General features: G+C 31.9%; 18 protein-coding genes and 1 pseudogene. 7 read left to right on the top strand and 12 right to left on the bottom strand.

What is annotated here, in order from left to right; all coding sequences use genetic code 11:
* Window positions 1-41 precede the first annotated feature (41 nt).
* On the top strand, window positions 42-401 hold the full coding sequence (rplS, locus tag FD36_RS00905) for a 50S ribosomal protein L19 (protein ID WP_056957582.1): 360 nt from the start codon (window positions 42-44) through the stop codon (window positions 399-401).
* A 45-nt stretch (window positions 402-446) separates the two neighbouring features.
* Here rplS and yjeM read toward each other — a convergent pair.
* The 3 genes and pseudogenes from yjeM to FD36_RS00890 form a co-directional block, all read right to left on the bottom strand.
* Window positions 447-1,729 (bottom strand): annotated as a pseudogene (yjeM, locus tag FD36_RS07015) (glutamate/gamma-aminobutyrate family transporter YjeM).
* Window positions 1,730-1,757: 28 nt separating this feature from the next.
* The gene (locus tag FD36_RS00895; protein ID WP_056957581.1) at window positions 1,758-3,182 is read right to left on the bottom strand and encodes a C69 family dipeptidase; all 1,425 of its coding nucleotides are present in this window, start codon (window positions 3,180-3,182) and stop codon (window positions 1,758-1,760) included.
* A gap of 165 nt (window positions 3,183-3,347) precedes the next feature.
* Window positions 3,348-4,169, bottom strand: a complete 822-nt coding sequence (locus tag FD36_RS00890; RefSeq protein WP_225361978.1) for a 3-hydroxyacyl-CoA dehydrogenase — start codon at window positions 4,167-4,169, stop codon at window positions 3,348-3,350.
* Window positions 4,170-4,416: 247 nt separating this feature from the next.
* On the opposite strand from FD36_RS00890, the gene glpK reads away from it, so the two are divergent.
* The gene (gene glpK, locus FD36_RS00885; protein ID WP_056957580.1) at window positions 4,417-5,919 is read left to right on the top strand and encodes a glycerol kinase GlpK; all 1,503 of its coding nucleotides are present in this window, start codon (window positions 4,417-4,419) and stop codon (window positions 5,917-5,919) included.
* Window positions 5,920-7,260 carry an RsmB/NOP family class I SAM-dependent RNA methyltransferase gene (locus FD36_RS00880; RefSeq protein WP_056957579.1) on the top strand — a complete coding sequence of 447 codons (1,341 nt, stop codon included), beginning with the start codon at window positions 5,920-5,922 and terminating at the stop codon, window positions 7,258-7,260.
* Between the two features lie 27 nt (window positions 7,261-7,287).
* Here FD36_RS00880 and fni read toward each other — a convergent pair whose 3' ends face one another.
* The 4 genes from fni to mvk are packed head-to-tail and all read right to left on the bottom strand — an operon-like array spanning window position 7,288 to window position 11,358.
* Window positions 7,288-8,319, bottom strand: a complete 1,032-nt coding sequence (fni, locus tag FD36_RS00875) for a type 2 isopentenyl-diphosphate Delta-isomerase (protein WP_056957578.1) — start codon at window positions 8,317-8,319, stop codon at window positions 7,288-7,290.
* 10 nt (window positions 8,320-8,329) lie between these two features.
* Window positions 8,330-9,397 (bottom strand): phosphomevalonate kinase, encoded by a 1,068-nt coding sequence (locus FD36_RS00870; RefSeq protein ID WP_056957577.1) that lies wholly within the window; start codon window positions 9,395-9,397, stop codon window positions 8,330-8,332.
* A gap of 27 nt (window positions 9,398-9,424) precedes the next feature.
* Complete coding sequence (mvaD, locus tag FD36_RS00865; protein ID WP_056957576.1) at window positions 9,425-10,408, bottom strand: diphosphomevalonate decarboxylase; 984 nt, start codon at window positions 10,406-10,408, stop codon at window positions 9,425-9,427.
* Entirely contained in the window at window positions 10,405-11,358 is a 954-nt protein-coding gene (mvk, locus tag FD36_RS00860; RefSeq protein WP_056957575.1) for a mevalonate kinase, read from the bottom strand. Before mvk ends, mvaD begins: the two co-directional genes overlap by 4 nt.
* A 141-nt stretch (window positions 11,359-11,499) precedes the next feature.
* Here mvk and FD36_RS00855 point away from each other — a divergent pair, with 141 nt between their 5' ends.
* The 4 genes from FD36_RS00855 (at window position 11,500) to FD36_RS00840 (ending at window position 16,628) form a co-directional block, all read left to right on the top strand.
* On the top strand, window positions 11,500-14,313 hold the full coding sequence (locus FD36_RS00855) for a helicase C-terminal domain-containing protein (RefSeq protein ID WP_056957574.1): 2,814 nt from the start codon (window positions 11,500-11,502) through the stop codon (window positions 14,311-14,313).
* Between the two features lie 33 nt (window positions 14,314-14,346).
* A complete protein-coding gene (locus FD36_RS00850) occupies window positions 14,347-14,844 on the top strand; it encodes a cell wall elongation regulator TseB-like domain-containing protein (RefSeq protein ID WP_056957573.1) in 498 nt (165 codons plus the stop codon).
* Window positions 14,845-14,855: 11 nt separating this feature from the next.
* Window positions 14,856-15,563 (top strand): DnaD domain-containing protein, encoded by a 708-nt coding sequence (locus FD36_RS00845; protein WP_056957572.1) that lies wholly within the window; start codon window positions 14,856-14,858, stop codon window positions 15,561-15,563.
* Between the two features lie 99 nt (window positions 15,564-15,662).
* Complete coding sequence (locus FD36_RS00840; protein WP_056957571.1) at window positions 15,663-16,628, top strand: polyprenyl synthetase family protein; 966 nt, start codon at window positions 15,663-15,665, stop codon at window positions 16,626-16,628.
* Here FD36_RS00840 and cydC read toward each other — a convergent pair whose 3' ends face one another.
* Genes cydC through FD36_RS00815 form a run of 5 tightly spaced genes read right to left on the bottom strand, consistent with a single transcriptional unit; the run spans window position 16,629 to window position 23,800 of the window.
* Window positions 16,629-18,374, bottom strand: coding sequence for a thiol reductant ABC exporter subunit CydC (gene cydC, locus FD36_RS00835; RefSeq protein WP_056957570.1), 1,746 nt, complete (start codon window positions 18,372-18,374; stop codon window positions 16,629-16,631).
* Window positions 18,367-20,109, bottom strand: coding sequence for a thiol reductant ABC exporter subunit CydD (gene cydD, locus FD36_RS00830; protein WP_056957569.1), 1,743 nt, complete (start codon window positions 20,107-20,109; stop codon window positions 18,367-18,369). The genes cydC and cydD overlap by 8 nt, the downstream gene beginning before the upstream one ends.
* Window positions 20,110-20,128: 19 nt before the next feature.
* The gene (gene cydB, locus FD36_RS00825) at window positions 20,129-21,163 is read right to left on the bottom strand and encodes a cytochrome d ubiquinol oxidase subunit II (RefSeq protein ID WP_056957568.1); all 1,035 of its coding nucleotides are present in this window, start codon (window positions 21,161-21,163) and stop codon (window positions 20,129-20,131) included.
* Window positions 21,160-22,599 (bottom strand): cytochrome ubiquinol oxidase subunit I, encoded by a 1,440-nt coding sequence (locus FD36_RS00820; RefSeq protein WP_056957567.1) that lies wholly within the window; start codon window positions 22,597-22,599, stop codon window positions 21,160-21,162. The genes cydB and FD36_RS00820 overlap by 4 nt, the downstream gene beginning before the upstream one ends.
* Before the next feature lie 25 nt (window positions 22,600-22,624).
* Complete coding sequence (locus FD36_RS00815; protein ID WP_056957566.1) at window positions 22,625-23,800, bottom strand: NAD(P)/FAD-dependent oxidoreductase; 1,176 nt, start codon at window positions 23,798-23,800, stop codon at window positions 22,625-22,627.
* Between the last annotated feature and the right edge of the window lie 113 nt (window positions 23,801-23,913).

The following is a 23,913-nucleotide window of genomic DNA, read 5'->3' as shown; positions in this document are numbered from 1 at the left end:
CGCTGTCGGAAAGATAAGAGTGCTAGTTAGGGGAATTTATTATGCGTCAAAACAAATTGATTGAAAAAATCAACGCTGAACAATTACGTTCAGACATGCCTGATTTTCGTGCCGGAGATACTGTTAACGTATCTGTTAAGGTTGTCGAAGGTGATACAGAACGTATCCAAAACTTTACTGGTGTCGTTATTAAACGTCATGGTGCCGGAATTCAAGCTACTTATACTGTTCGTAAGATCAGTAATGGTGTTGGGGTAGAAAGAATCTTCCCATTAAACTCGCCACGTGTTGCTAAGCTTGAAGTTATTCGTCGTGGTAAAGTTCGTCGTTCAAAACTATACTACTTACGCGATCGTCAAGGAAAGGCTGCTCGTATCAAGCAATCATTCAAAAAACGTTAATAAGTATAAAAAAAGAACTTACATTTGTAGGTTCTTTTTTTATACTTATTTTTCTAGCAATTTAATATTTCTAATTCCGTTTTCATATAATAACCAACCAAGCAAACCAAAAAATAGAGGACCAATAATCGTCCAAAAAGCTGTTTCAAAGTCTTTAGAAATAATTGGTTGAATAGCAGTAAAACCTATTCCTAAGGTAATTATGAACATCATGATAATCACAGTTATGTTAGTTTTCCAACCAGGTTTAAAGAAAACAAATGGTCGATCAATTTCTTGAAGACGTTTAAAAAATGGAAATGCCCCGATTAAAAATAGGTAAGAAACTGCGCTTGAAATGTTGCCCATATCAGTTAAAATCAAATAAAATTTTTGAGTTCCAGAACCACCAAATAAAATTGCAATTCCATTCGATAATCCAAACGTTTTAGCAGTAACAAACCCTAAATTATTGACTAATACATAGGTAATATTTCCAAGATTAACTTTTTCATTCCCCAAGACTTTATTCCAGTTAGTTGTTACACCAACAAAGAAGATTGAAAAAGAATATGTCAAAGTCATTATAATTGCTGCAATAATAATTCCTCGAGGATAATTCTTTTTTGGATTATTAACTTGATTAACTATTCCACCTGTAGTTTCCATTCCACCATATGCAAAAATTGCATAAACAATAAAAGACATTAGGGCAATTGGATTAGTAAATTGAATGTTAGGCGATTTTATGAAAGAGTTAATTCCTGTAATTGGCCGGGCCAAATGACCATGATTAACAATTAATACAACAACCGATACCGCCACAAAAGCAATTGGTAAAATAATCGAGAACCCCCCAATGCCAGATACTTTAGCAATTGATTAAAACCTTGACCAGCAAAAAAGGTAACCACAATTACCCAAGTAATTGCCAAAATTCCAATAGTTTGCATGGAATTAAAAAAACTTAGTAAATGCCAAGTATTAGTTTTATCCGTTCAAAAAAAGATATTTGAAAGCGGAATCCAAACTTTAATGGCAACAGAAATCATCCAAATAACCCAACCAGCTAACCAAATAAAAGTACCAATGAAAGCTAAACGATCGCCGATAGAGTTTTTCAACCATGAATAAATCCCACCTTTTTGCTCACTAAATGCTGATCCATATTCAGCAAACATCAAACCACTTGGTAAAAAGAATACCAAAGCAGCAAAGATATACCAAATGATACTAGCATATCCCATTTGATCATAAGCAACAGTTACATTAGCAAATCCAAAGATTGACGATAATATCATAAGCGCTAATTTATTAGCACTCATTTTTTTACTATTACTTTTTCCCATTAATACACGCATTTCTTATATAAGTAGTTTATAAATTTAAATCTTGTTGATAATTCAAAGGTGAAAAATCGGTCGAAGCTGTAATAAATTTAGCTGCCAGATTTCGATAAGCAGTTAACGCAAGATTAGCCGATTTGAAACTATAGTGATTGGCCAATTCAGTTAAATTTTGTTTTTCATTTAATGAAGCAATTTGAGCTTCATTAACATTAGCAATGTATTGCTGAATCAATTGATTTTGTACGTCTTTTAATTGCTCATTAAATTGAAGATAATGTGGATCAATTAAAATTCCTACTAATTTAAAGGTCCAATATGCTGATTCATGATCATAATCATGTCCAACTTTGTATTTATATTCCTCAGGGGTATCTGTAATTCCAGCAAAGAAGGGGACAAATGTACTTTGTGATCCCACTCCCATTAAAAGCCAATGGATGTCACCAATTTCCTTTGGATATTTAGCTGATAATTGTAAAACATGCGATTCTTGAGTTTTAGCAAGGCTAATTGGTCTAAACATATGTTTTTGTGCTTCAGTCCCGTTTCCAATAGGATCATAGACCGTTTCTTGGAAATGTGAACTCAGAAAATCTTGGGCATCAAACACTGAAATTAATTGTTTACTCTTACGAATGAAGGGTAAATTTTGTGATTCCGGATCTTGTTCAATTTCTGGATTAAACATTTTTTGACCATACCAAACTCGAGGAGTACTGTAGTATGCATCTGATTGATTTTGTGTTCCAAAAATTTCTCTAAAATTAAATCCATGACGATTAGGATTTAATGAATTATCAGCCACAAATTTTTGAATATCAGTAGACCATTTAAAATTATCCGAATCATCAAAATTAACATCTTGAATGGCCATTTGATTAGCTACTACTGCATAACTATCATCAGGAATTCGTTGAGCGACCCACTGATGACCAGATCCAATTTCAAAATACCAAACATTTTCAGAATCAGAAATTAAAATTCCGTTAGTTTCTGATGCACCATACTTGTTGATGATTTCCCCAAGTCGGTTAACCCCTTCAATTGCAGACTTAACGTAGGGAAGTATAACAGTTACAATTGCTTCCTCACCAATACCATTAGAAACTAGCGGATCAAATCCTAATACTTTGTTATTAGCATAAGTACTTTCAGTAGCACTAATGGCAACACCGTATTCATTGATTCCATCTTCTTCAAAAACTCCATATTTATCAGTCCATTCTGGAGTTGAGGTATATTTTCCTCGTTCTTTAGGAAGCTCTAAAGTAAAACCGTTGTCTTTTGAAACAAACTTTTGGGGTTTATCAAGTACTTGATGTTCATTAACTATAAAGCGTTTTGGCCATGCTGCTTTACAATCTTCATTTCTTCCAATTAGAGTACTTCCATCAGTAGTTGCATTTTTACCGACTAGAATACTCGTACAGGCAGAAAATTCAAAATTATTCATAAAATCCGCTCCTTTAATACACTTTATCTATCATAGTAATTGTAACATCGATTAAATAGACTCCTATAAAGTTTAATTTTCTGAAATTAAAAAAGAGCTAATTTCAAATTGGAAATTAGCTCTTAAGCAATATTTAGTTAAATATATATTTTTTATCTAAACGTTTTATTTTAAAAATTCAGCCTTTTTAAAATCAGGATGAGGATAAGTATAGAATCCCTTTCCAGATTCAACTCCGATTTCACCTTTATCAATCATCTTTTTAAGTAATTCAGCAGCTTTTTGTGAGGTTGAGTCTTTTGTCATTTTATTAATCTCATAAACGGTACGTAATCCAATCATATCAATAAAAGCAAAAGGACCCATAGGTGAACCTGTAGCAATCATCCAAGTTTTATCAATTGTCTGAGGGTCGGAAATTCCTTTAACCCATAATTGAACGCCTGCTGTTAAGAAAGGAACTGATAATGAATTTAAAATATATCCAGGTTGTTCCTTATTAACAAGTAAAGGAACCATTCCAATTTCTCTTGAATATTTTTCAAACATTTTAGGAAGTTCTTTACTAGTTTTACTTTGTGACATAATTTCAGCAGTATTATTTTTCCAAATTTCATTGGCAAAATGATAAGCTAAAAATTTATCTGGGCGACCAGTATAATCAGCAAATTGTGAAGGTAAAAGGGTTGATGTATTAGTAGCAACAATTGTTTTAGGATCAGCTAATTTAGCAAACTTTTCATAAAAGTCTTTCTTAATTTCAACATTTTCTGGAAGTGCTTCAATTACTAAATCAGCATCTTTGAGTGCTTGTGACAAGTCAGTAGTATAAGTAAGATGGTCTTGTGCATCATTTAATTGTTTTTCAGTAGCACCTAAATCTTCCTTAACTGCTTGAGCCCAACGACTAACTCGTTCTTTAGCACTGTCTAATGAACTTTCTTTTCGTCCCCAAATAGTAACGTTTTTACCATGAAATGCTGACATATAAGCAATTTAAGAACCAAGAGTTCCCCCACCAATGACTGTAACATTATTAAATTCCATTATACTAATCTCTCTTGTTAATAAATCTGTTATTTTAACAAAATAAGTATAGCACCATTAACTTTTGAAAAATATTAAATGTACTTATAGGATTTATATAAAAAATAGTAGAATAACTGCTTGAAAAAAATTACTAAAAATCATAGAAGCGTTATAATTAGAGTATTAAGAACAAACGGAGTTAATTATGAAAAATGAACAATATATAATGGCAATTGACGAGGGAACAACATCCGTTCGTGCCATATTATTCAATCATCAAGGAAAAGAAATTGATCGTTCACAAAAAGAAATCAAACAAGTTTTTCCACATCCAGGTTGGGTAGAACAAGATCCAAATGAAATCTGGAATAAAACTGAGTCAGTAATTTCTGATGTCTTATTTAAAACTGAAACACAACCTTATAAGGTTCGTTCAATTGGAATTAGTAATCAAAGAGAAACTACTGTCATTTGGAATAAAAGAACTGGAAAACCAATTTATAACGCCATTGTATGGCAGTCAAAACAAACTAATGACATTGCAAAACAGATTAAACAACATGGTTTAGCAGATGAGATTCAACAAAAAACTGGACTAATCATTGATTCATACTTTTCAGCAACTAAAATTCGTTGGATTTTAGATCATGTTGATGGGGCACAAACCTTAGCTGAAACTGGCGATTTACTTTTTGGAACCATTGATACATGGTTATTATGGAAATTAACCGCTGGAAAAGTACATGCTACTGATGTAACGAATGCCAGTCGTACCATGTTATTTAATATCAACAAATTAGAGTGGGATCAGGATTTATTAGATGTTTTTAATATCCCAAAGAAAATGCTTCCGAAGGTTGAAGAATCTTCTCATGTTTATGGATATACGCAAAATTTTACCTTCATGGGGGTCCAAATTCCGATTTCTGGAATTGCTGGTGATCAACAAGCTTCTTTATTTGGTCAATTAGCATTAAAACCGGGGATGACGAAAAACACATATGGAACCGGTGCTTTTATTATGATGAATTTAGGTGATAAACCTAAGTTTTCAAAACTAGGTTTATTAACGACCATTGCTTATGGAATTAGTGGCAAAGTTTATTATGCATTCGAAGGTAGTATCTTTATCGCAGGATCTGCCGTTCAATGGTTAAAAGATGAATTGAAATTGATTGAAAATATCAGTGGAACTGCTAATATGGCTAAAACCGCAAATGACGAACCAGTATTTGTTGTTCCTGCTTTTACAGGACTAGGTGCACCTTATTGGAATGAAAGTGTGCGGGGATCTATTTTAGGAATTACCAATCATACTGGAATAAATGAAATTGTAAAAGCCACATTAGAATCATTAGCTTTTCAAACTAAAGATGTCATCAATACCATGACAGAAGAAACACAAGTTCCATTAAATTCATTAGTAATTGATGGGGGAGTTTCAAAAAATGATTTCTTAATGAAATTCCAAGCAGATATCTTAAATCAAGCAATTGAAAGATCAGCAACTTCTGAATCAACCGCTTTGGGGGCTGCATTTTTAGCTGGGTTAGCAGTTGGATTTTGGAAAGACGTTGATGAAATCGATGGAATTAAGCAAACAGGACAAACATTTGTACCACAAATGTCTGAAATTGAAAGAAAACGACTTTACCATAATTGGCAGTTAGCAGTTAGAACTACTGAAACATTCGAGGAGAAGAAATAAGTGGAATTACCAGAAAAATTTAAATCAAAGTATAAACGACTTTTAGGAGAAGAATACGAAAATTTTATTAAAAGTTTTGATGAAGAAGCAGATCATGGATTTAGAATTAATCGTTTAAAACCGAAAGCTAATCTTCAAATTAATACAAAAGAACCAATCGAATATGTCGATAATGGATTTATTGGTAAAATTGACGGTAAATCGGCCGAACATCAAAGTGGGTATATATACAGTCAAGAACCTTCTGCAATGTTTGTTGCACAAGTAGCCGATCCTAAACCTGGGGAAAAAATTCTAGATTTGTGTGCCGCTCCGGGTGGAAAATCAACACAGTTAGCTAGTTTAATGAATAATCAAGGACTCTTGGTTTCTAACGAAATTGACCGTGGAAGAGCTAAAATACTAGTGGAAAATATTGAAAGATTTGGAGTTAAAAACCCATTAATTTTAAATGAAGATCCAGCTAATTTATCAAAACATTTCAAAAAATATTTTGATAAAATTTTAATTGATGCTCCTTGTTCTGGGGAGGGTATGTTTCGCAAAAATCATGATGCTACCAACTATTGGTCAGAAGATTACCCAAAAGAATGTGCGACGCTTCAACGTGAAATTATCAAAAAAGCAGTTAAGATGTTGAAACCAGGTGGCCAAATTATTTATTCGACCTGTACTTTTGCACCAGAAGAAGATGAGCAAATCATTGCCTGGCTAGTTGATAATTATAATTTTAAAATTTTGCCAATTGAGAAATTCAAGGGCATGAGTAGTGGACGACCAGCGTGGGCGAATGGAAATCCAGATCTAAGTAAGACGGTTCGATTATTTCCTCATTTATTTAGGGGAGATGGACATTTTGTGGCTAAATTACAAAGTTTAGACGACGGTAAAATTGGAAAAATAAAATATCAACGTTCTAATGTTTCGGGAAATTTAAAAAAAGATTGGGAGAAGTTTAACTATGATAATTTCGTTAATTTTGATCCACACCCTTTATTAAAATTTGGAGAAACTTTGTATTCATTCAACCCTGAAATTCCTGACTTAAATGGTTTAAAAGTTATGCGACCAGGAACACCACTTGGACAAATTAAGAAAAATCGAATTGAACCAGCATATGGGCTAGCATTGGAAATTAATCCAGAGCACGTAAAAAATAAATTAAATATTACACGTGACGAATGGAAATTATACGTCCATGGGGATACAATTCCTACTGATTCTAATTTAGAAAAAGGATGGTATTTATTAATTTGTGATGGAATGTCAATCGGATTTGGAAAAGTAGTTTCTGGGACAATTAAAAATTTCTTTCCAAAAGGATTACGATTTAAAGCATAATAAAAACGACTTCTAAGGAAGTCGTTTTTATTTTAGCTTTCTTTGCTGGAGATAATTTTGTAAGTCTGTACTAGTAAAGATCTTACTTTTTCTTAATTCAGTAATATTTTTTACGCCAAGCATGACAAAAATCGCTTTAATTCCATAAATCCATTCTGAAAGCATCATTTCGGTCTTTTCAGGACCATTATCAATTAATGAGGATAATATTGTACTTGCAATCCCAACGGCATCAGCGCCTAAATACAGAGCTTTTACAACGTCTAACGGGGAAGTTATTCCTCCAGCAGCAATATAATTCAAATCTGGTAATACTTGAGCTTCAAATAGTGATTGAACTGTCGTTAATCCCCAATCTTCAAGATAATTCATATCCTTAGAAGGTCGACGAAAATTCTCAATTTGCACAAAATTTGTACCACCTTTACCACCAAGATTAATATATTTAACACCAACTGCTTTCAATTTTTCGATTGATTCATGAGCCATACCAAAGCCAACTTCCTTAACGATAACTGGAATGGGGAAGGCTTCAACGATTTTTTTGATGTTTTTAATCCAATTAAAAGTTTTATCGCCTTCAGGCATCACAACCTCTTGAGCAACATTAACATGAATTTCAATTGCACTTGCACCAATTAAAGTAATAGCTTTTTCAACTTCTTCAATCGATGCATTAGCACTTAAATTAGCAATTTTTAATCCAGTAGGATTAACCTTTTTAATAATTGAAAAAGTACCCTCAAGTTGTGGTTCACGAAGGGCAACGCTTTCACTTCCAACTGCCATCGCAAGATTTAACTTTTGTGCAATTTCACTTAATTGTCGGTTAATTTTACCAGTATATTCACTGCCACCAGTCATTGCCTCAATATAAAAGGGGATATCAAACGTTAATGAACCAACTTTAGTGGAAATATTAACATCATTAAAACTAATCTCTGGAATTGTACTAGGGATGAAGTGAATTTGATCAAATCCAGCATTTGATTTTTCTTTATGAAATTTTTTAGCTAAAGATAAATGTTCATCTTTTCGATGCGATTGAATGCTTACCATTATGATGTCCTCAATAATTATAAATTTCGATATTTAAACGATCAATTCCATGTTGCTTCCAATCTTCAACTAATTTATTAATTGCGTCACTATTCTTAATAAAGACAATTCCACAATCCCCACCACCTGCACCAGATGTTTTGGCAGCTCCTCCAAAGCAATCTGCAATTTCAACTAATTCTTTCAGTTTAGGAGTTTCAATCACGACATTAGCCATTTCTCCGAGTTCTAGTAGAAGCAAACGATTTTTCTTAATGTTATTCATAATGATTTTAATATTATCTTGATGAAATCCATTAGTAATATCATGCACACATTTGTTACTATCATGTAAAAATTGATGATAACGTACTTTATTTTTCCCTTTTTTTAATTCGACTTTATCAATTAAATGAGAGGTCGAAGCAGGTGCACCAGACCAACCAACTAAAAATTTTAAGGTTGATGGAACTTTTAATGGAATAATTTCCAAGCTCGGCCATTCTAATTTAATTAGTTTATTAAGTGGTACTCTTTTCCGAAAACTTGAAAGCCAGGTTCGATCAAAAGAGGTGTATGAAATTAAACCACCAAAAACACTGGATGCAACATCTCCTAATGATCCATTTCCCTGAACTTCAAAGTGTGCAATTGCAGCTAACTTGAATAACTCTATTTTTGTTAGGTTAAGCTGGTAAAGCTTACATACGGCTTTTGTTGTAGCAACCGTCACTGCCGCAGAGGAACCTAGTCCATATTTTTTTCCATCTCCACTATCTAACTCACTATTAATATTAATGTTAAAAGTTTTTAAATCGAGTCTGAGTGGCTTAATGTATTCTTCAGCAACTTTAATTGCAGAAACGATGTATTTAAAGGGATTTTCCCGGTCATCTAAAACGATTTCTGAATTAATCCGTTGCCAATGTAACATGGTTTTTTCATACTGTTGGGAAGTAATCGTTCCATAACTTTTTGCTTCTTCAATTTCTGCTGTAACAAACCGATTAACTGCAGCAATAATTGCAGGGTGTCCAGTTTCGACAACAGCATATTCGCCAGCAAGATATAATTTTCCAGGCGCTTTTGTAGTAATCAAAAAAATAACTTCTTTCGTAAAATATTTTTATTGGTACTCAATTCCAGGTCCTGCTGAGGTAACAATTACTTTATCAGACCCAAATTCTTTTTCTAACTCACTAACCAGTTTAGAAGTATTTTGTTTTTCTACTAGTATTTTAACATTTGGACCAGCATCCATTGTAAAATAACACGTTAGACCACTGCTTCTTAAACTATGAACGAGATTCATTACTTTTAATGAGTCAGCATCAAAATAAGTGTAATCGGGTGAAGAACTCAAAGTTAACGCATGCATTTGCATTGCATTTTCCTCTGCAATTTTACCCATCCTATCAAAATCACGATTTTTAATTGCAACTTTAATCTCTTTAAGAGCTTTTTTAGAAACTTTTTCCCATGCTGAGTAATAAGGGGAGGTGTTTACTGAAATTTGCATTCCTTTAGAACTGCTCATTTGTTTTTCTGATTGATTAACCATAACAGCAACTACATTAATTGGCCAATCAACTTCTTCTTCAAAGGGGACAGCATATGAAGTTTCGTCACTAAAGCCTTTTTTCCACTCCACAAAACCACCATAAATACTTCTAGTAGCTGATCCAGAACCTCGACGTGCTAGTCGAGAAAGGTCTTTTTTGTTTAAATTTAATCCAATTGCTTTGCTAGCAGAAGCAGCAAGCGCTGCAAAACCAGATGCTGAAGATGCTAATCCAGCAGAGGTAGGGACTTTGTTAATTGTAGAAACTTCTGCATAAACGTTTTGTTGAGCTAGGTCTCTAACAACATCGAGAAAATTAACGATTCGTTCAGCTTTTTTTTCTGATAATTGTTGACCGTTAAAAGTGATTTTGTCTTCTAAAAGCTTTTCGTTAAATAAAACTGATGTATCAGTATAAAAATCTTTTAATGTTAACGACAAGCTACTGGTTGTAGGTATTTTTAATTTCTGATCAACTTTTCCCCAATATTTAATCAAAGCAATATTAGTGTATGCACGAGCAGTTACTTTATTTTTAGAAATTGTCATTGTTTTGCCTCACTAGTTAATTCATTTAATGATTGGATCCAGGCAGATTTAGCACCATTATTCAATAATTGTTTCTTAATTAGTTGTGCTTTTTCCAACGTACCGCAAAGGGCAATAATGCATCCGCCCATTCCGCTACCAGTTAATTTTGCACCTAAAGCATCATTGGCTTTTGCTACTGAGATTAAATGATCAAGTTTGAAAGAACTAACCCCCAAATTAGAAAGAATCATTTGGGCATCGTTCATTAATTGTCCTGTTTTTTTAATATCATTGTTGTTCAAAGTTAATTTGACTTGTTCTGTTAAATTTCCTAATTGATTAATTTCTTGTTTCACTAATTCTGGATGGTAATTTAATCGGTTATGAACTTCATCAACAGCAATTTTGGTGTTACTAGAAATACCAGTATCTGCAATAATAATAAACCCAGTGGTATTAAAAGAGATTGGGGTAAAATGACCATTTTCAAATAAAATTGGTTGATCAGAAATCACCGTTTTGGCATCAATTCCACTAGGATTTCCGTGAGTAATTGATTCTTCAACATTAATTAGATTATCTAGTTCTTGTTTATCTAATGATTTTTCAAAATATGCAAAATAAGCACGAGTAAGGGCAGCTGAAGTAGCTGCAGAAGAACCCATCCCACGTCCTAAGGGAATTTCACTGATAATTTGAATACTAAATTTTATGTGCTTAGGATTTAAAAGTTCATTTAATCGTTCAATTAATTGTGAAATACCAGTCATAGAAGTGGGTAATTCGGATAAAGGACCATTGAAATATTTACTCTCAATTTCTGATTCATTAGAATGAATGGGTTTAATTGTAACTTGGACTTCAATTTGCGGAAGTGGAAAGACGATTGCAGGCTTTTGATAAACCGCACTATGTTCTCCTAAAAAAATAACCTTAGCATGACTTTTTCCAATTGCTTCTTTATTCATTAGCTATCGCTCACTTTCTTAACTGTTATATTTTATCATATTTGAAGAAATAACCAATCATACAAGCGATTTGATATTATCGATTTAACTAGTTTTGTAGTAGAATTAGAATAGTTTATAAGAACGAGAGTAGGAAAGTTAATGAATCAGAATACAACATACACCGTTGTTGATATGGAGACTACTGGTACGAGTATCAAACACGGAGATCATATTATTCAATTTAGCGTAAGTTTTGTTAAAAATAATCAAATCATTGATTCATATTCGACTTACATAAATGATGGGGTTGAGATTTCAGAAGAGATTTCAAATCTAACCGGAATTACAAGCGAGACCATTAAAAATGCTCCAACTTTTGATCAAGTAGCAGCAACCATCTACAAAAAATTAAAGAATACTGTATTTGTTGCTCACAATGTCAACTTTGATTTCCCCTTTTTAAATGCCTTTTTAGAAAAAGTTGGCTTTCCAGAATTAGATATTCCCGCAATTGATACGGTTAGTCTAACGCAAATTTTTTTTCCAACTTTGAATAGTTATCGATTAAGTGATCTTAGCAGTCATTTTAATATTATTCATAAACACCCACACTCATCAGCTAGTGATGCAGCTGCAACAGCAGTTTTATTAATTAAAATTACAGATAAAATTAAAACAATTCCGCAAACAACTTTAAAAAACATTTTAGATATTAACCTTGAATTACCACAAGATACACTTTCATTTATTAGCTCAATTTATCAACAAAAACAATCCAAAAAACTAGAATTGCCAAATAATTTAGTAAACGTTGAGGGGATTATTTTAAAAAAGGTAAAATCCCCACAGTTTATTGAAAAATTAAAAGTTCCTAAATTCCCTAAAACCAAAAGTAAAAAGTTAAAGTTACTTGAACCAGGATATCAATGGCGAGAATCTCAAAGTAAAATGATGAATGCTATTTATCATAATTACACAGATTCGAAAAAAAAGCCCACTAACTTAATAATCGAAGCGCCTACTGGTAGCGGAAAAACTTTAGGATACTTAATTACGATGGCATATTTAGTTCAAAAAGGAAGACCAGTTGTCATTAGTACTGCTACAATTGCATTACAATCTCAATTACAAAAAACTATCAATCATACTTTAAACGAAGAATTTGGATTTGGATTTAATTCAGTAATTTTAAAAGGAAAAAATCATTATTTAGATTTAAATCGGTTTTTGCTCAACTTATTAATTGATGATGGTAACAAACAATCACAATTTATCAAAGCTAAAATTTTAATTTGGTTGACTGAAACTGATACAGGTGATCTAGATGAATTAAATTTGCCTAAAAAAGCAATTATTATTAATCAAATTAATTATCAATCTGGTTTTTCTGATGATAATCTAGATTTAGGAAATTATGATTTTATCAACCGTCAAACGCAAATGCTTAAATCAACAGATATTGTAATTACCAATCATAATTATCTCTATCAAAATGCTCGTAAAATCAATGAAACTCTAAATCAAAAACCATACTTAGTAGTTGACGAAGCATCTACACTATCAGATGTAGCATTTAATTCTCAACAAAAACATTTGTGGCTTGGAACTATTAAAAAAAATAGTGGGCGAGTAAGAAATGATATTTTTCAAACTCATGCTGAAAATCTAAACGATATCTTTGAAAGTAATAATAGTTTGCTATCTAAAACTGAAAGAATCGCTCAAGCAGTTGACCAAATATCGGAAACTAACACTTATTTAGCTAGTCAGTTTGCTAAGTTCTTTATGAAACGACTTAATCAACATCGTTCTGAAGTTGGGTTACGATTGGACAAGCTCAAAGAGTTTATTGAACTAAATCAACAACAAATTACTAAACTAACTAGTTTAAATAGTATTCTACAAAATCAATTAAAATCTTTAAATTTCGAAATAGCACAAAATTCTAAACGCTGGACACCAGCTGATTACGAAATATTCTTAAAGTTTAATGAACACGTGACTAAAATTATAAAATTTATTGAACAATTAAATATTTTTATAGATAACTTTGCAGCTAATAACTTTGCAGATGTTATTTTGATGAAATATGGATTGGATCATGATCCCAACAATGTAATTTTAGAGAGTTTACAACTTGATTCAACCAATAGTTTAAGTAAAGATATTTATAAATATTTCAAACCTGCTATTTTTACTGGTGCTGTCTTGTTTACCTCCAAAAAATCGCAATTTATTTATAATCAACTTGATTTGAATAGAAATAATACCAGAATGAAAAGGCTAAAATCAAATTTTGATTATGCAAATCAAATGAAATTAATGGTTTCTAACCAAACTCCTATGCCCGAAAGTTTTGATAATGACGATTATGTTAAATACTTATCAGATTCTATTATTGATATATACAATAGTCATCCTGTTCCAACACTTGTATTATTCAATTCATTACAATTAATCGAATCAGTTTATCACAATATTCTAATTAATAATAAAGTTCCTCATATTTTTGCTTCTGGAATATCTGGAAGCCAAGAAAAAATAATTAGAAAATTTCAGGAAACAAAAAATCCAGTTATTTTAGGAGCGAATGGATTTTGGGAAGGAATTGATTTTCCAAATAATTATCTTAAATCAGTCATTATTACTCGCTTACCATTTGCAGCACCAAGCAACCCAATTGCTAAAGCAAGATCTTCATATTTGCGAAAAGAGAAAAAAAATCCTTTTATTAGCTATACCTTGCCAAAGGCGATTATGGATTTGAATCAAGGAATGGGAAGGTTGTTACGTCATGAAAATGATTATGGCACAATTACAATTTTGGATAATCGTTTAGTTACTAGAAAATATGGTGAACAAATCCTTAGATCTTTTAATCCAGACCTAAAAATTATTACAGGGGATATAGAGAATATTACAAAAGAAAATAAAACATTTTTTAATTCAAAAGAAAATGATAAGTTGCTATAATTGAATTATTAGTGAATTTAAAAGAGGATACCTATGCGAGAAAAAAGATTACTACGTATGAGATTATTACGCTATTCAAAAATAATATTTGCTTTAGCAATTGTCATAATTTTATCTGGTTTAATTGCAATTCACATTGCTCAGAGACCGTTTCAAAAAAAGCAAACAATCACAATTGATTTAGTTGAAAAATATGCAAAATTCCATGATATATCAAATTTTAGTGAAAATAATTTAGGAACAACATACTATTCAGTAGCTGGTGAAAATAAGAAGAATATACCTTCATTTGCGGTTGTTACTAAAAATATGAAACATATCAAAATTTTTAAACAATCTGATGGAATTAGTGAAGAAAAAGCTAAAATAATTGCAAAATCTAATAACAATCAAAAAATTATAAACGCTGGTTTGGTTTTAGTGAATAACAAACCTGCTTGGCTAATTTCTTTAAAAAAATATAACGGTGGATACGATTATGTCACTATAAACTTTAAAAATGGCAAAAAAATTGAATCATTAAATGTATAGGAAGTGTCTAGATGGACAATAATTTAATTAAATATTTAGATTATGGATCTGTAAATATTTCAGGCGCTATTTTAGCAAACATCAATAATCTGGGTTTAACCGCAACAGAATCAGTAATTTTAATTGAACTTTCCTATTTAAAAACAAGGGGAATTAACTTTCCTGAACCACAAATGATTGTGGACATGACAGGATTTGATACAAAACTAGTTTTTGATACAATTCATCAATTAGTAAAGAAAAGATTTGTTGCAATTACTAGTGGAAAAGAAAATGTAGATGAATATAGCTTTACACCACTAAATCAAAAAATTAATCAATTATTAGAACAACATCCAGATTCTAAAATTGAGGTAACAGATTCTATTAAAGATACTGAAGAAGAAAGTCTCTCAAATCGCCAAGAATTATTCAATAATTTCACACAAGAATTTGGCCGTCCACTATCTCCAATTGAATTAGAAACAATTAACGATTGGCTTACAATTGATAAATATTCAACCAAAATTGTTAAATTAGCTCTTCGTGAGGCAGTTTTGAAGCAGGTTTACAGTTTAAAATACATTGATAGAATTTTAATTTCTTGGAAAAAGCAAAACATTACAACGGTTGCACAAGTTGAAGAACAACGTAAAAATTATGAACAGCAAAAAAATAATTCTAATAATCAATCAACAGATTTACCTAAAATTCCAATCTTTAAAATAAAGAAGGAATAATACACGAATGGTTAAAAGTCATTCGTGCTTTTTTATTTTAATCAGTTTTAATATGATAAAATATAACTAACAAAAAAACATTAAGGAAAAATAAAATTCATGGACTATAGTTTATGGGAACAGTTTCCAAATTTAGAAAATAAATTAAAAAAAACTCAAAAAATCATGATTAATCAAATTAATATTGATAATTCCAAATTCAAAAAAGGAATTGATGATTTGATTAATGGCAATGGTAAGATGATTCGGGCAGCCTTACTTTTATTATTCAGTGAGTATGGTCCTAATAATAATGATTTAATTTTCGAAAAGGCGGCAGCATCAATAGAGATTATTCATTTAGCTTCTTTAGTTCATGATGACGTTATTGATGAATCTGATTTGCGTCGTGCTGCGAAAACACTCAATAAAAAATTTGGTCAACACGAAGCAATTTACTTAGGAGATTATTTATTTACTCGTTATTTCAAATTACTTATCGAATACGCACCTGACAAAAATAATTTAAATTTTAATATTGAACTAATCCAATCTATTTTGGATGGCGAATTACATCAAAGTCTCTCGAAAGATAATCTAAAAAGATCTGAAACTGATTACTTCAAAGCCATTAACGGAAAAACATCTGCTTTATTTATAAATAGTGCTGCAGAAGGTGCTATTTTAGGTGGTGCTGATGAAACAACTGTTAAATTGGCTGAACAAATTGGTTCCAAGTTAGGAGACGCTTTTCAAATTAGAGATGATTTACTTGATTTTAATCCTACCTATAAGACTGGAAAACCAAGACTCGAAGATGTAACTGAAGGAATATATACACTTCCAATTATTTATGCCTTGCGAACTAGTTATAAAGAAGAGTTACTAAAGATACTAAAAAAAGATCAGCTGGATTCAGCTGATCTTCAAAAAATTCAAATTATAATCGAGACGAGTGGTGGGTTAAAACAAGCTCAACAAAAATTAGAAAAAACCTTAAAAGAGTGTAAACACTTAATTGATAAATTACCTGATGGTATTTCCAAAAATACTTTAAACATGATTATTGAAAAATTATTCAAATAATTAATCTTGAACAATCCCTTGATCCATAGCATATAGCTTACGGTAACGGGGGTTGTTTTTATATAGTTCTGATGGGGTACCTTCCATCTTAATTGAACCATTTTCTAGGAAAATAACTTGATTCATGTTTGATAAACCTTGAAGATGATGGGTTACCCAAATAACTGTTTTTCCTTTAAGTACTCTATCTAATGTCTTAATTAAATCATTTTCTGTAATTGGATCAAGCCCAACCGTTGGTTCATCCAGCAAAACAATCGGATTATTTTGTAGTAAAATTCTTGCTAATGCTAATCGTTGGCGTTGACCACCAGAAAAACGAACACCACTTTCGTGAACATTAGTATTGTAGCCATCTGGTAATGATTTAATATAATCTTCCAATCCTACATCTTTTATTGCTTGTTTAACATCTTCATTACTAGAATTTTCGTTTCCAATTCGAACATTATTCAAAACAGAAGTGTTGAATAGAAAAGGGTGTTGGTCTAAAACACTAAACCATTTAGCCTGATTGTTCTGTAATCTTGTCACATTAATTCCATCAATCGTTACAGATCCTTTAGTTGGAATTAATGATCCTAATAATAATTGAAGTAGAGTAGTTTTACCAACACCACTGGGTCCAATAATTGCTAATTTTTGGCCTCTTTTAACTTCTAAAGAAACGTTTTTAATTAAACTAACTGACTCGCCAGGATAATTAAACGTTACATCATTCATTTTGATTTCTTTAAAAGTATCAGGATTAGCAGCTGATTGATCAGGATTAGGTTTAATTTCATCATTTGAAAGCTTATTTAATCTAAGCACCGAATCCTTATACATTGGCCATTCTTCCATTGCTTGACTAACTGGAATAAAAGTATCCATCAAGGGAAAAACTCCTAAGACAAAAGCCGCAGCATAATTAGCCAGCGCTTGCGATGAGTTAAAAAACCAATTTGACCAAATTAAAGTACCAATTAAAATAATTGCAAACATAACTTTAACTAGTAGATCACGATTCCATTCATATTTACGAGTTCTAAAATTTGATGCATCTAATTTACTATCGTTTTTCGTAACTCGCTTTAAAAATCCATTTTTTCTCCCTGAAATCATCCAGTCACCAATTCCAAAGGTTGCATCGGTTAATTCACTATACGATTCATGAACCAATGATCGTTCATACTCCTTTGCAGCACCCCGCATCGCAACTGAAGCAAGGGGAATAAATAATAAGATGATTGCAAATGATATTAGCATGAATATGGCATATAGCCAGCTGATAACTCCAAGACAAAGGATTACGATAATTCCTGTAATGTAAGCAACTACCGTAGGAAAAATCGTTCTCAAATATAAATTTTCCAAATGATCAATATCTTCAGCTAAAATGCTAAGTAAATCTCCGGTTTGAAACTTACTAGTTAAAAACATGGCACTAGTCTCAAGTGTGGTATACAAGCGCTTTCTTAATAATGAGGTAACCTTTAGCACCCAGTTATGACTATTGATCCGTTCTAAGTACTTAAATAAGGGTCTTCCTATCCCAAAAGCACGAGTTAAAAGAACTGGAACATAAACCACTAAAATATTATAGGGATGAGTAGCTGAGCGACTAATTAAATAACCAGCAACAAACATTAAACCGATGGCACAGAAAAACGTTAAAACGCCTAAGAAAAATACCAAAACTAATAGTTTTTTATATCTAGCTAGATAAGGTTTAATCCAAGTATCATTTTTAAATATTTTATGCATTTTGATCTGCACCTCGAATCTCGTCTATTAATTCTTTATAAATCCCATTTCTATTTACCAATTCAACAGGTGTTCCTTGTTCTACTAATTTACCCTCATCCATGACTAAAATATAATCCATATTTTGCATCCAATGAAGTCGATGAGTAGCAAAAATAACAAGATGATTTCTGAAAATAGGAAGCATTGTTTGCTTAAGCTCATATTCAGTTTCAATATCTAAATGAGCCGTGGGTTCATCCAGCAATAAAATTTCACGATTATCATCTAATAATGTTCTTGCGAGCGCAATTCGTTGTGCTTGACCACCACTAATTCCACGACCACTTTCTCCAATTTTTGTATCTAATCCAGCTTGTAAATCATTAACAAAATCCATTAATCCTGCTTTTTCAGCAACAACTTTAATTTGTTGTTTAGTGGCGTTTGGTTGATAAAAAGCAATGTTTTCAGTAATTGTACCGGCAAAAATATATGGATCTTGAGGAATATAACTAATGTGTTTTTGCCATTCTATTTGAGATAAACTACCAACTTTTTTGCCATTCACATCAAACGGTAATTGATCTGCATTCGATGGTTCAAGCCAACCACCTAGCATGTTTAAAAAGGTTGATTTACCAGAACCAGAGCGTCCCACAATTCCAATTTTTTTGTATCCTTTAACATTAAAATTGATATTTTGTAGAGCTTGACTTGTTTTATCGTAAGAGAAATTCAAGTCACTAATTTTTAGTTCACTAGTATTATTCCAACCAGTAAAATCACTTAATTTAATTTTACTAGTTGGGGATTTGATTTTTAAAATTTCAAAAATATTAGTTAAAGCATTTTTTCCATCCAAAGTAGCATGGTAATCATCGCCATAATCTCTAACTGGCAAAAAGTAATCTGGGGCAAGTACTAAAATGGTTAAAGCTGGTAATAATAAAATTTTACCATCAATTAAGGCAACCCCTAAGAAGACAGCCACAATTGCAATTGAAATTGTTGTAAAAAAATCGAGTGCAAATGTTGAAAGAAGGGCAACTTTCAACACGCTCATCGTACTTTTACGATAATTTTCACTAACTCGATAAAGGTTATCAGCATACTTATCACTAAGCCCAAAAAGTTTTAATGTTTTTAGTCCACGCATCGTATCAATAAAATTATTTGACATATCCGTAAAACCTTTATATTGACGTGCAGATTTTGCTTGTGCGGCTAAACCTAAAATAATCATAAAAATAATAATGATTGGGAAAACTAAAAAGAGGGTTATTCCTGAGATAAAGTTAATTAAAAAAATTGCAATTAGTAAAATTACAGGAATAATTGCCATATTAACAGTTTTTAGAATAATTAAATTAAAATAATTTTCAATTTTATCTGTTCCTTCAAGTGCCAAAGTAATTAAATGACCTGATCCGATTTGACTAATCATCCGAGGTCCAAGTTCAAATTCTTTAGTAAGTAATTGAGTTTTAATTTCACCAGTAGCTTTCGTTGCAAATCGATCAGTTATTTGACTTTCAATTCTTGTGATAGAATAACGAACAACAAAGGCTATAAAAAAATACAGCATTGGCAAGAGCAATGCTGTAATTTTTTTTAAGCTCCATGTATTAACGACTGCTACTGATAAGAAGTAAGCCTCTAATATAATTGCTAAAGATTGGATAGTTGCTAAACAACTAAGTTTAGCAATTAACTTTTTGACACCGGGAATAGACATGAGTTGTTTATCAAACATATAGATTCTCCAATCTTAATTAATATGTTTCACCATTATCCAAATCTTTTTTGAATTCTTCAAGTGAAATTCGATGCCATTGTGATACATAACTCCAGATGAAGTATGCAAGCATAATTGGCAAGAGAATTACTAACACAATTGTCATTATTACCAATGTGTATGGTGAAGATGAAACTTCCTTAATCAACAAGCTATGAGCAGGATTATTTGCAATTAAAACATAAGGGAATAATCCAGTAAAGATTAACATTACGATTACTGCAAATAATGATGAACTAGCAATAATTGCTTGAATTTCTTTATCAGTTGCTGCTGCAATTTGTCCCCAAACTGTCACAGCAACAATTAATACTAAGAATACTAATGTTGCTACAAGGTGACGTTCGTAGAAATTAGTTTGGAAATATAATGCAATTACAATTAATACTTCAACTGGATAAGCAATCCAATATAAATTATCAGCTAAACGAGAAGCATGATAACGAATTAATCCTTCAGTACGAAGGGCAATGTAATTTAATCCTTGATAAAGTGAAACTGCAGTAATACAAAGTCCACCAAGAATTGAAAGTGGGTTAACAACGTTATAAAAACTTACGAAGATATTTCCACCGGCATCAATTGGAAGGGGTTGGATCATATCAGTAAACAACATTCCTAATAAAAATGGAATGAACAAACATGAGATAAAGTTAACCCATAACCAGCCACGTTTTCCTTTTTCAGTTAACGCTGCATCAGAAAATTCAAAAGAAACTCCTCTAAAAATCAAAGCAATTAATACAAAGAATAAGAGGAGGTAGAATCCAGAAAATAAACTTGCATACCATCCAGGTAGAGAAGCAAACATTGCTCCACCAGCGGTAACTAAGAAAACTTCATTACCATCCCAGTGAGGTCCAATTGTTCTAAGCAATAATTTCCGTTCAGTATAATTAGATGCTAAAAATCTTGTAGCCATCCCAACTCCAAAATCAGCACCATCAAGTACTAAGAAGATTATGAAAAGTAAACCAATTACGGCATACCATAATAATTGTAAGAAACTCATTTTTCAAATGCCTCCTTAGAAAATGGATCTTCAAGATCATAATTAGTTTTATCACCTAAACCTTCAGGTCCTTCAAATAAGAAGTGTTTTGCATACATAATCATGAAGAAACCAAGAGTGGTAAATAATAAGAAGTAAACAATATTTGTAAACAATACTGAGGTAGCAGAAGTTGAAGGTGAAACTGCAGCTGCAATTGGAAGTAATCCATAAACAACCCAAGGATCACGTCCAAGTTCCGTAACTAGCCATCCACATGAGTTAATGATAAATGGTCCAAAAGTTGCAATTCCAAGAAGTAATGTTAGCCATTTTTGCTTTAAAATAGTATCTTTTTTCTTTCGAGAGAACCATAGTCCTAAAATTGCTAAACCAGCTAAAGCTCCAAAGCCAGCACTCATAATTCTAAACGCAAAAAATAGGGTGTTAACAGGTAAATTATAATTCATATTTTTGCCAAATTTTTTATTGTATTTTTTATGAAGAGCTTTGTTAGTTTGATCCATTCCAGTAACGGAACCTGAAAGTTTATGATAAGAAAGAACACTTAACATGTAAGGAACTTCAATTTTAAATTCTCCCTTATGATCTTTTTCATTAGTAATTTGGAAGACCGTCCAGGGTGCAGGATTGTCGGTATTTTTGTAAATACCTTCAGTTGCAGCAAATTTCATTGGTTGTTCTTTAATTAGGTATTGAGTTTGCATATCACCAGATAAGAAACTGCCAACACAAGCAAATAATCCAATAATTAAACCAATTCTCATTGATTTTCTAAAAAACTTAGGTGATTTATTTCTGAAAAGCATAATTGCCGACAAACCAGCAACAATGAATGCTCCTGTAATGAATGCTCCAAAAATTACATGGGAAAATTCATACCATAATTGTTGATTCTTAAGTAATGCAGAAAAACTGGTCATTTGTACATGTCCAGTTGCAGCATTAATTTTATAACCAACTGGATGCTGCATAAAACTATTAGCAGCTAAAATCCAAAGAGCCGAAATTGATGATCCCAAGAATACTAACCAAATCGTCAATGCATGCCAAGCTGGTTTTAATTTATCCCAAGTAAACATCCAAACTCCAATGAAAGTAGATTCCATGAAGAAAGCAAGTAAAGCTTCAATTGCAAGGGGAGCTCCAAAAATATCTCCCATGAATCTTGAATATTCTGACCAGTTCATTCCAAATTGAAATTCTTGAATCAACCCAGTAACAACACCAACGGCAAAACTAAGTAGGAAAATTCTTCCCCAAAACTTAGTCATGGTTTTGTACATAGGATCTTTTTTAATCACATATAATGTCTCCATAATTGCGACAACTAAGACAAGTCCAATTGACATTGGCACAAAGAAAAAGTGAAAAATAGTTGTCATTTCAAATTGGAAACGAGCTAGTGGTAAAACACTAAGTCCTAAATTTAACATTATCTCTATTCTCCTTAATTAACAATTAGCTTTGAAGTGCGGCCTTAAGACCAGATAATTCAAAAGCTGAACGTTTAAAGATTGCATGTTTCAAAGGTGGTACAATAATTCCCTTGAGTTTAAGGTGAACACCTAATAAATTAATATCAGCAATTCCAGAATAAGGTCCAAGTGAACAAACAGTTCCTAATGAATTATACACAAACTTAACTGGTTGCTTATTTTGAAGTTTAGCTTCTAAATTTTTAACTGCATTAGTAGCTTCAACAATCGAAATTTGCCCAGTAGTAGGGTACATTCTTCCACTTTCTGGATCTTTAACAGCAGAAACATCACCAATAATGTATTCATTAGGGAAATCACTTAAACTCATATCGTCATTAACTGCAACCCGATCACGATGTTGATCATATCCGGCTTTAGCCATGATTTTATTACCTCGTACACCAGCAGTCCAAAAAGTAATGTTAGCAGGGAGGAAAATTTTATCATCGCCATAAATCACACCATCAGTTTTCACTTCAGAAACTGTCCCCCCCATGATAAATGTGATTCCTTTACTTTCAAGATATTTTTGAGCATAATCAGCGTATTTTTTATCAAACATTGGTAAAAATCCTGGAGCAATACAAGTGATTTTCATATCATCTTTAGCAAACCCATATTTTTTAGCCCACTTTGGAATTTGATAAGCTAATTCACCAAGTAATTCAATACTAGTAAAACCACCACCAACAACTGCAATCGATAATAATGATTTATCTTTAGTTTCTTGATACTTTTCTAAAGCAGCCAATATTGTGTGGTAATCTTCTAAAGCATTATCAACATTACTAATTTTTAGTGCAATATCATCCGCTCCAGGAGTACCAAAAGTTTCTGGTTCAAACCCTAAAGCATTAAATAGATAATCAAAGTGAAGAGAGCCATTTTCAGCTAAATCAACTTCATTTTTTTCTCTATTAATATCAACAACTGTATCTTGAACAAACTTAATTTTGTCACTCACAGCATCACGAATATCCATTTCGATATTTTCTGGAACATTAGTTCCTGCGGCAATTGTGTGTAAAGCAGTTGCATCATAATGGTATGAGTTCTTATTAACTAAAGTAACGTTTAAATCCAACTTACTTTTAGCTAAAACTTTACATGCACGCATACCAGCATAACCGGCACCTAATACAAGTACATCAGTCATACACATTCGCCTCCTAATTTTTAAGTGACAATTTGTCACTTTATTTACTACCTACAATTTTAATTGTACTACAAATATATTAATATACCCATCTGCTTCTATACTGATAATTG

It is taken from the genome of Fructilactobacillus sanfranciscensis DSM 20451, from assembly GCF_001436035.1.
Lineage (GTDB): Bacteria > Bacillota > Bacilli > Lactobacillales > Lactobacillaceae > Fructilactobacillus > Fructilactobacillus sanfranciscensis.
Note: the sequence above shows the minus strand (reverse complement) of the source record. Positions and strands in the feature narration are given on the sequence as shown.

Bases quoted from the DNA above. Each gene is read 5' to 3' on its own strand.
- rplS (WP_056957582.1), top strand. From the start codon at position 42: ATGCGTCAAAACAAATTGATTGAAAAAATCAACGCTGAACAATTACGT.
- cydD (WP_056957569.1), bottom strand. From the start codon at position 20,109: ATGTTTGATAAACAACTCATGTCTATTCCCGGTGTCAAAAAGTTAATT.
- FD36_RS00850 (WP_056957573.1), top strand. From the start codon at position 14,347: ATGCGAGAAAAAAGATTACTACGTATGAGATTATTACGCTATTCAAAA.
- FD36_RS00845 (WP_056957572.1), top strand. From the start codon at position 14,856: ATGGACAATAATTTAATTAAATATTTAGATTATGGATCTGTAAATATT.
- FD36_RS00890 (WP_225361978.1), bottom strand. From the start codon at position 4,169: ATGTCAGCATTTCATGGTAAAAACGTTACTATTTGGGGACGAAAAGAA.
- fni (WP_056957578.1), bottom strand. From the start codon at position 8,319: ATGGTAAGCATTCAATCGCATCGAAAAGATGAACATTTATCTTTAGCT.
- FD36_RS00840 (WP_056957571.1), top strand. From the start codon at position 15,663: ATGGACTATAGTTTATGGGAACAGTTTCCAAATTTAGAAAATAAATTA.
- glpK (WP_056957580.1), top strand. From the start codon at position 4,417: ATGAAAAATGAACAATATATAATGGCAATTGACGAGGGAACAACATCC.
- mvk (WP_056957575.1), bottom strand. From the start codon at position 11,358: ATGAATAAAGAAGCAATTGGAAAAAGTCATGCTAAGGTTATTTTTTTA.
- cydC (WP_056957570.1), bottom strand. From the start codon at position 18,374: ATGCATAAAATATTTAAAAATGATACTTGGATTAAACCTTATCTAGCT.
- FD36_RS00895 (WP_056957581.1), bottom strand. From the start codon at position 3,182: ATGAATAATTTTGAATTTTCTGCCTGTACGAGTATTCTAGTCGGTAAA.
- FD36_RS00855 (WP_056957574.1), top strand. From the start codon at position 11,500: ATGAATCAGAATACAACATACACCGTTGTTGATATGGAGACTACTGGT.
- cydB (WP_056957568.1), bottom strand. From the start codon at position 21,163: ATGAGTTTCTTACAATTATTATGGTATGCCGTAATTGGTTTACTTTTC.
- mvaD (WP_056957576.1), bottom strand. From the start codon at position 10,408: ATGACAATTTCTAAAAATAAAGTAACTGCTCGTGCATACACTAATATT.
- FD36_RS00815 (WP_056957566.1), bottom strand. From the start codon at position 23,800: ATGACTGATGTACTTGTATTAGGTGCCGGTTATGCTGGTATGCGTGCA.
- FD36_RS00820 (WP_056957567.1), bottom strand. From the start codon at position 22,599: ATGTTAAATTTAGGACTTAGTGTTTTACCACTAGCTCGTTTCCAATTT.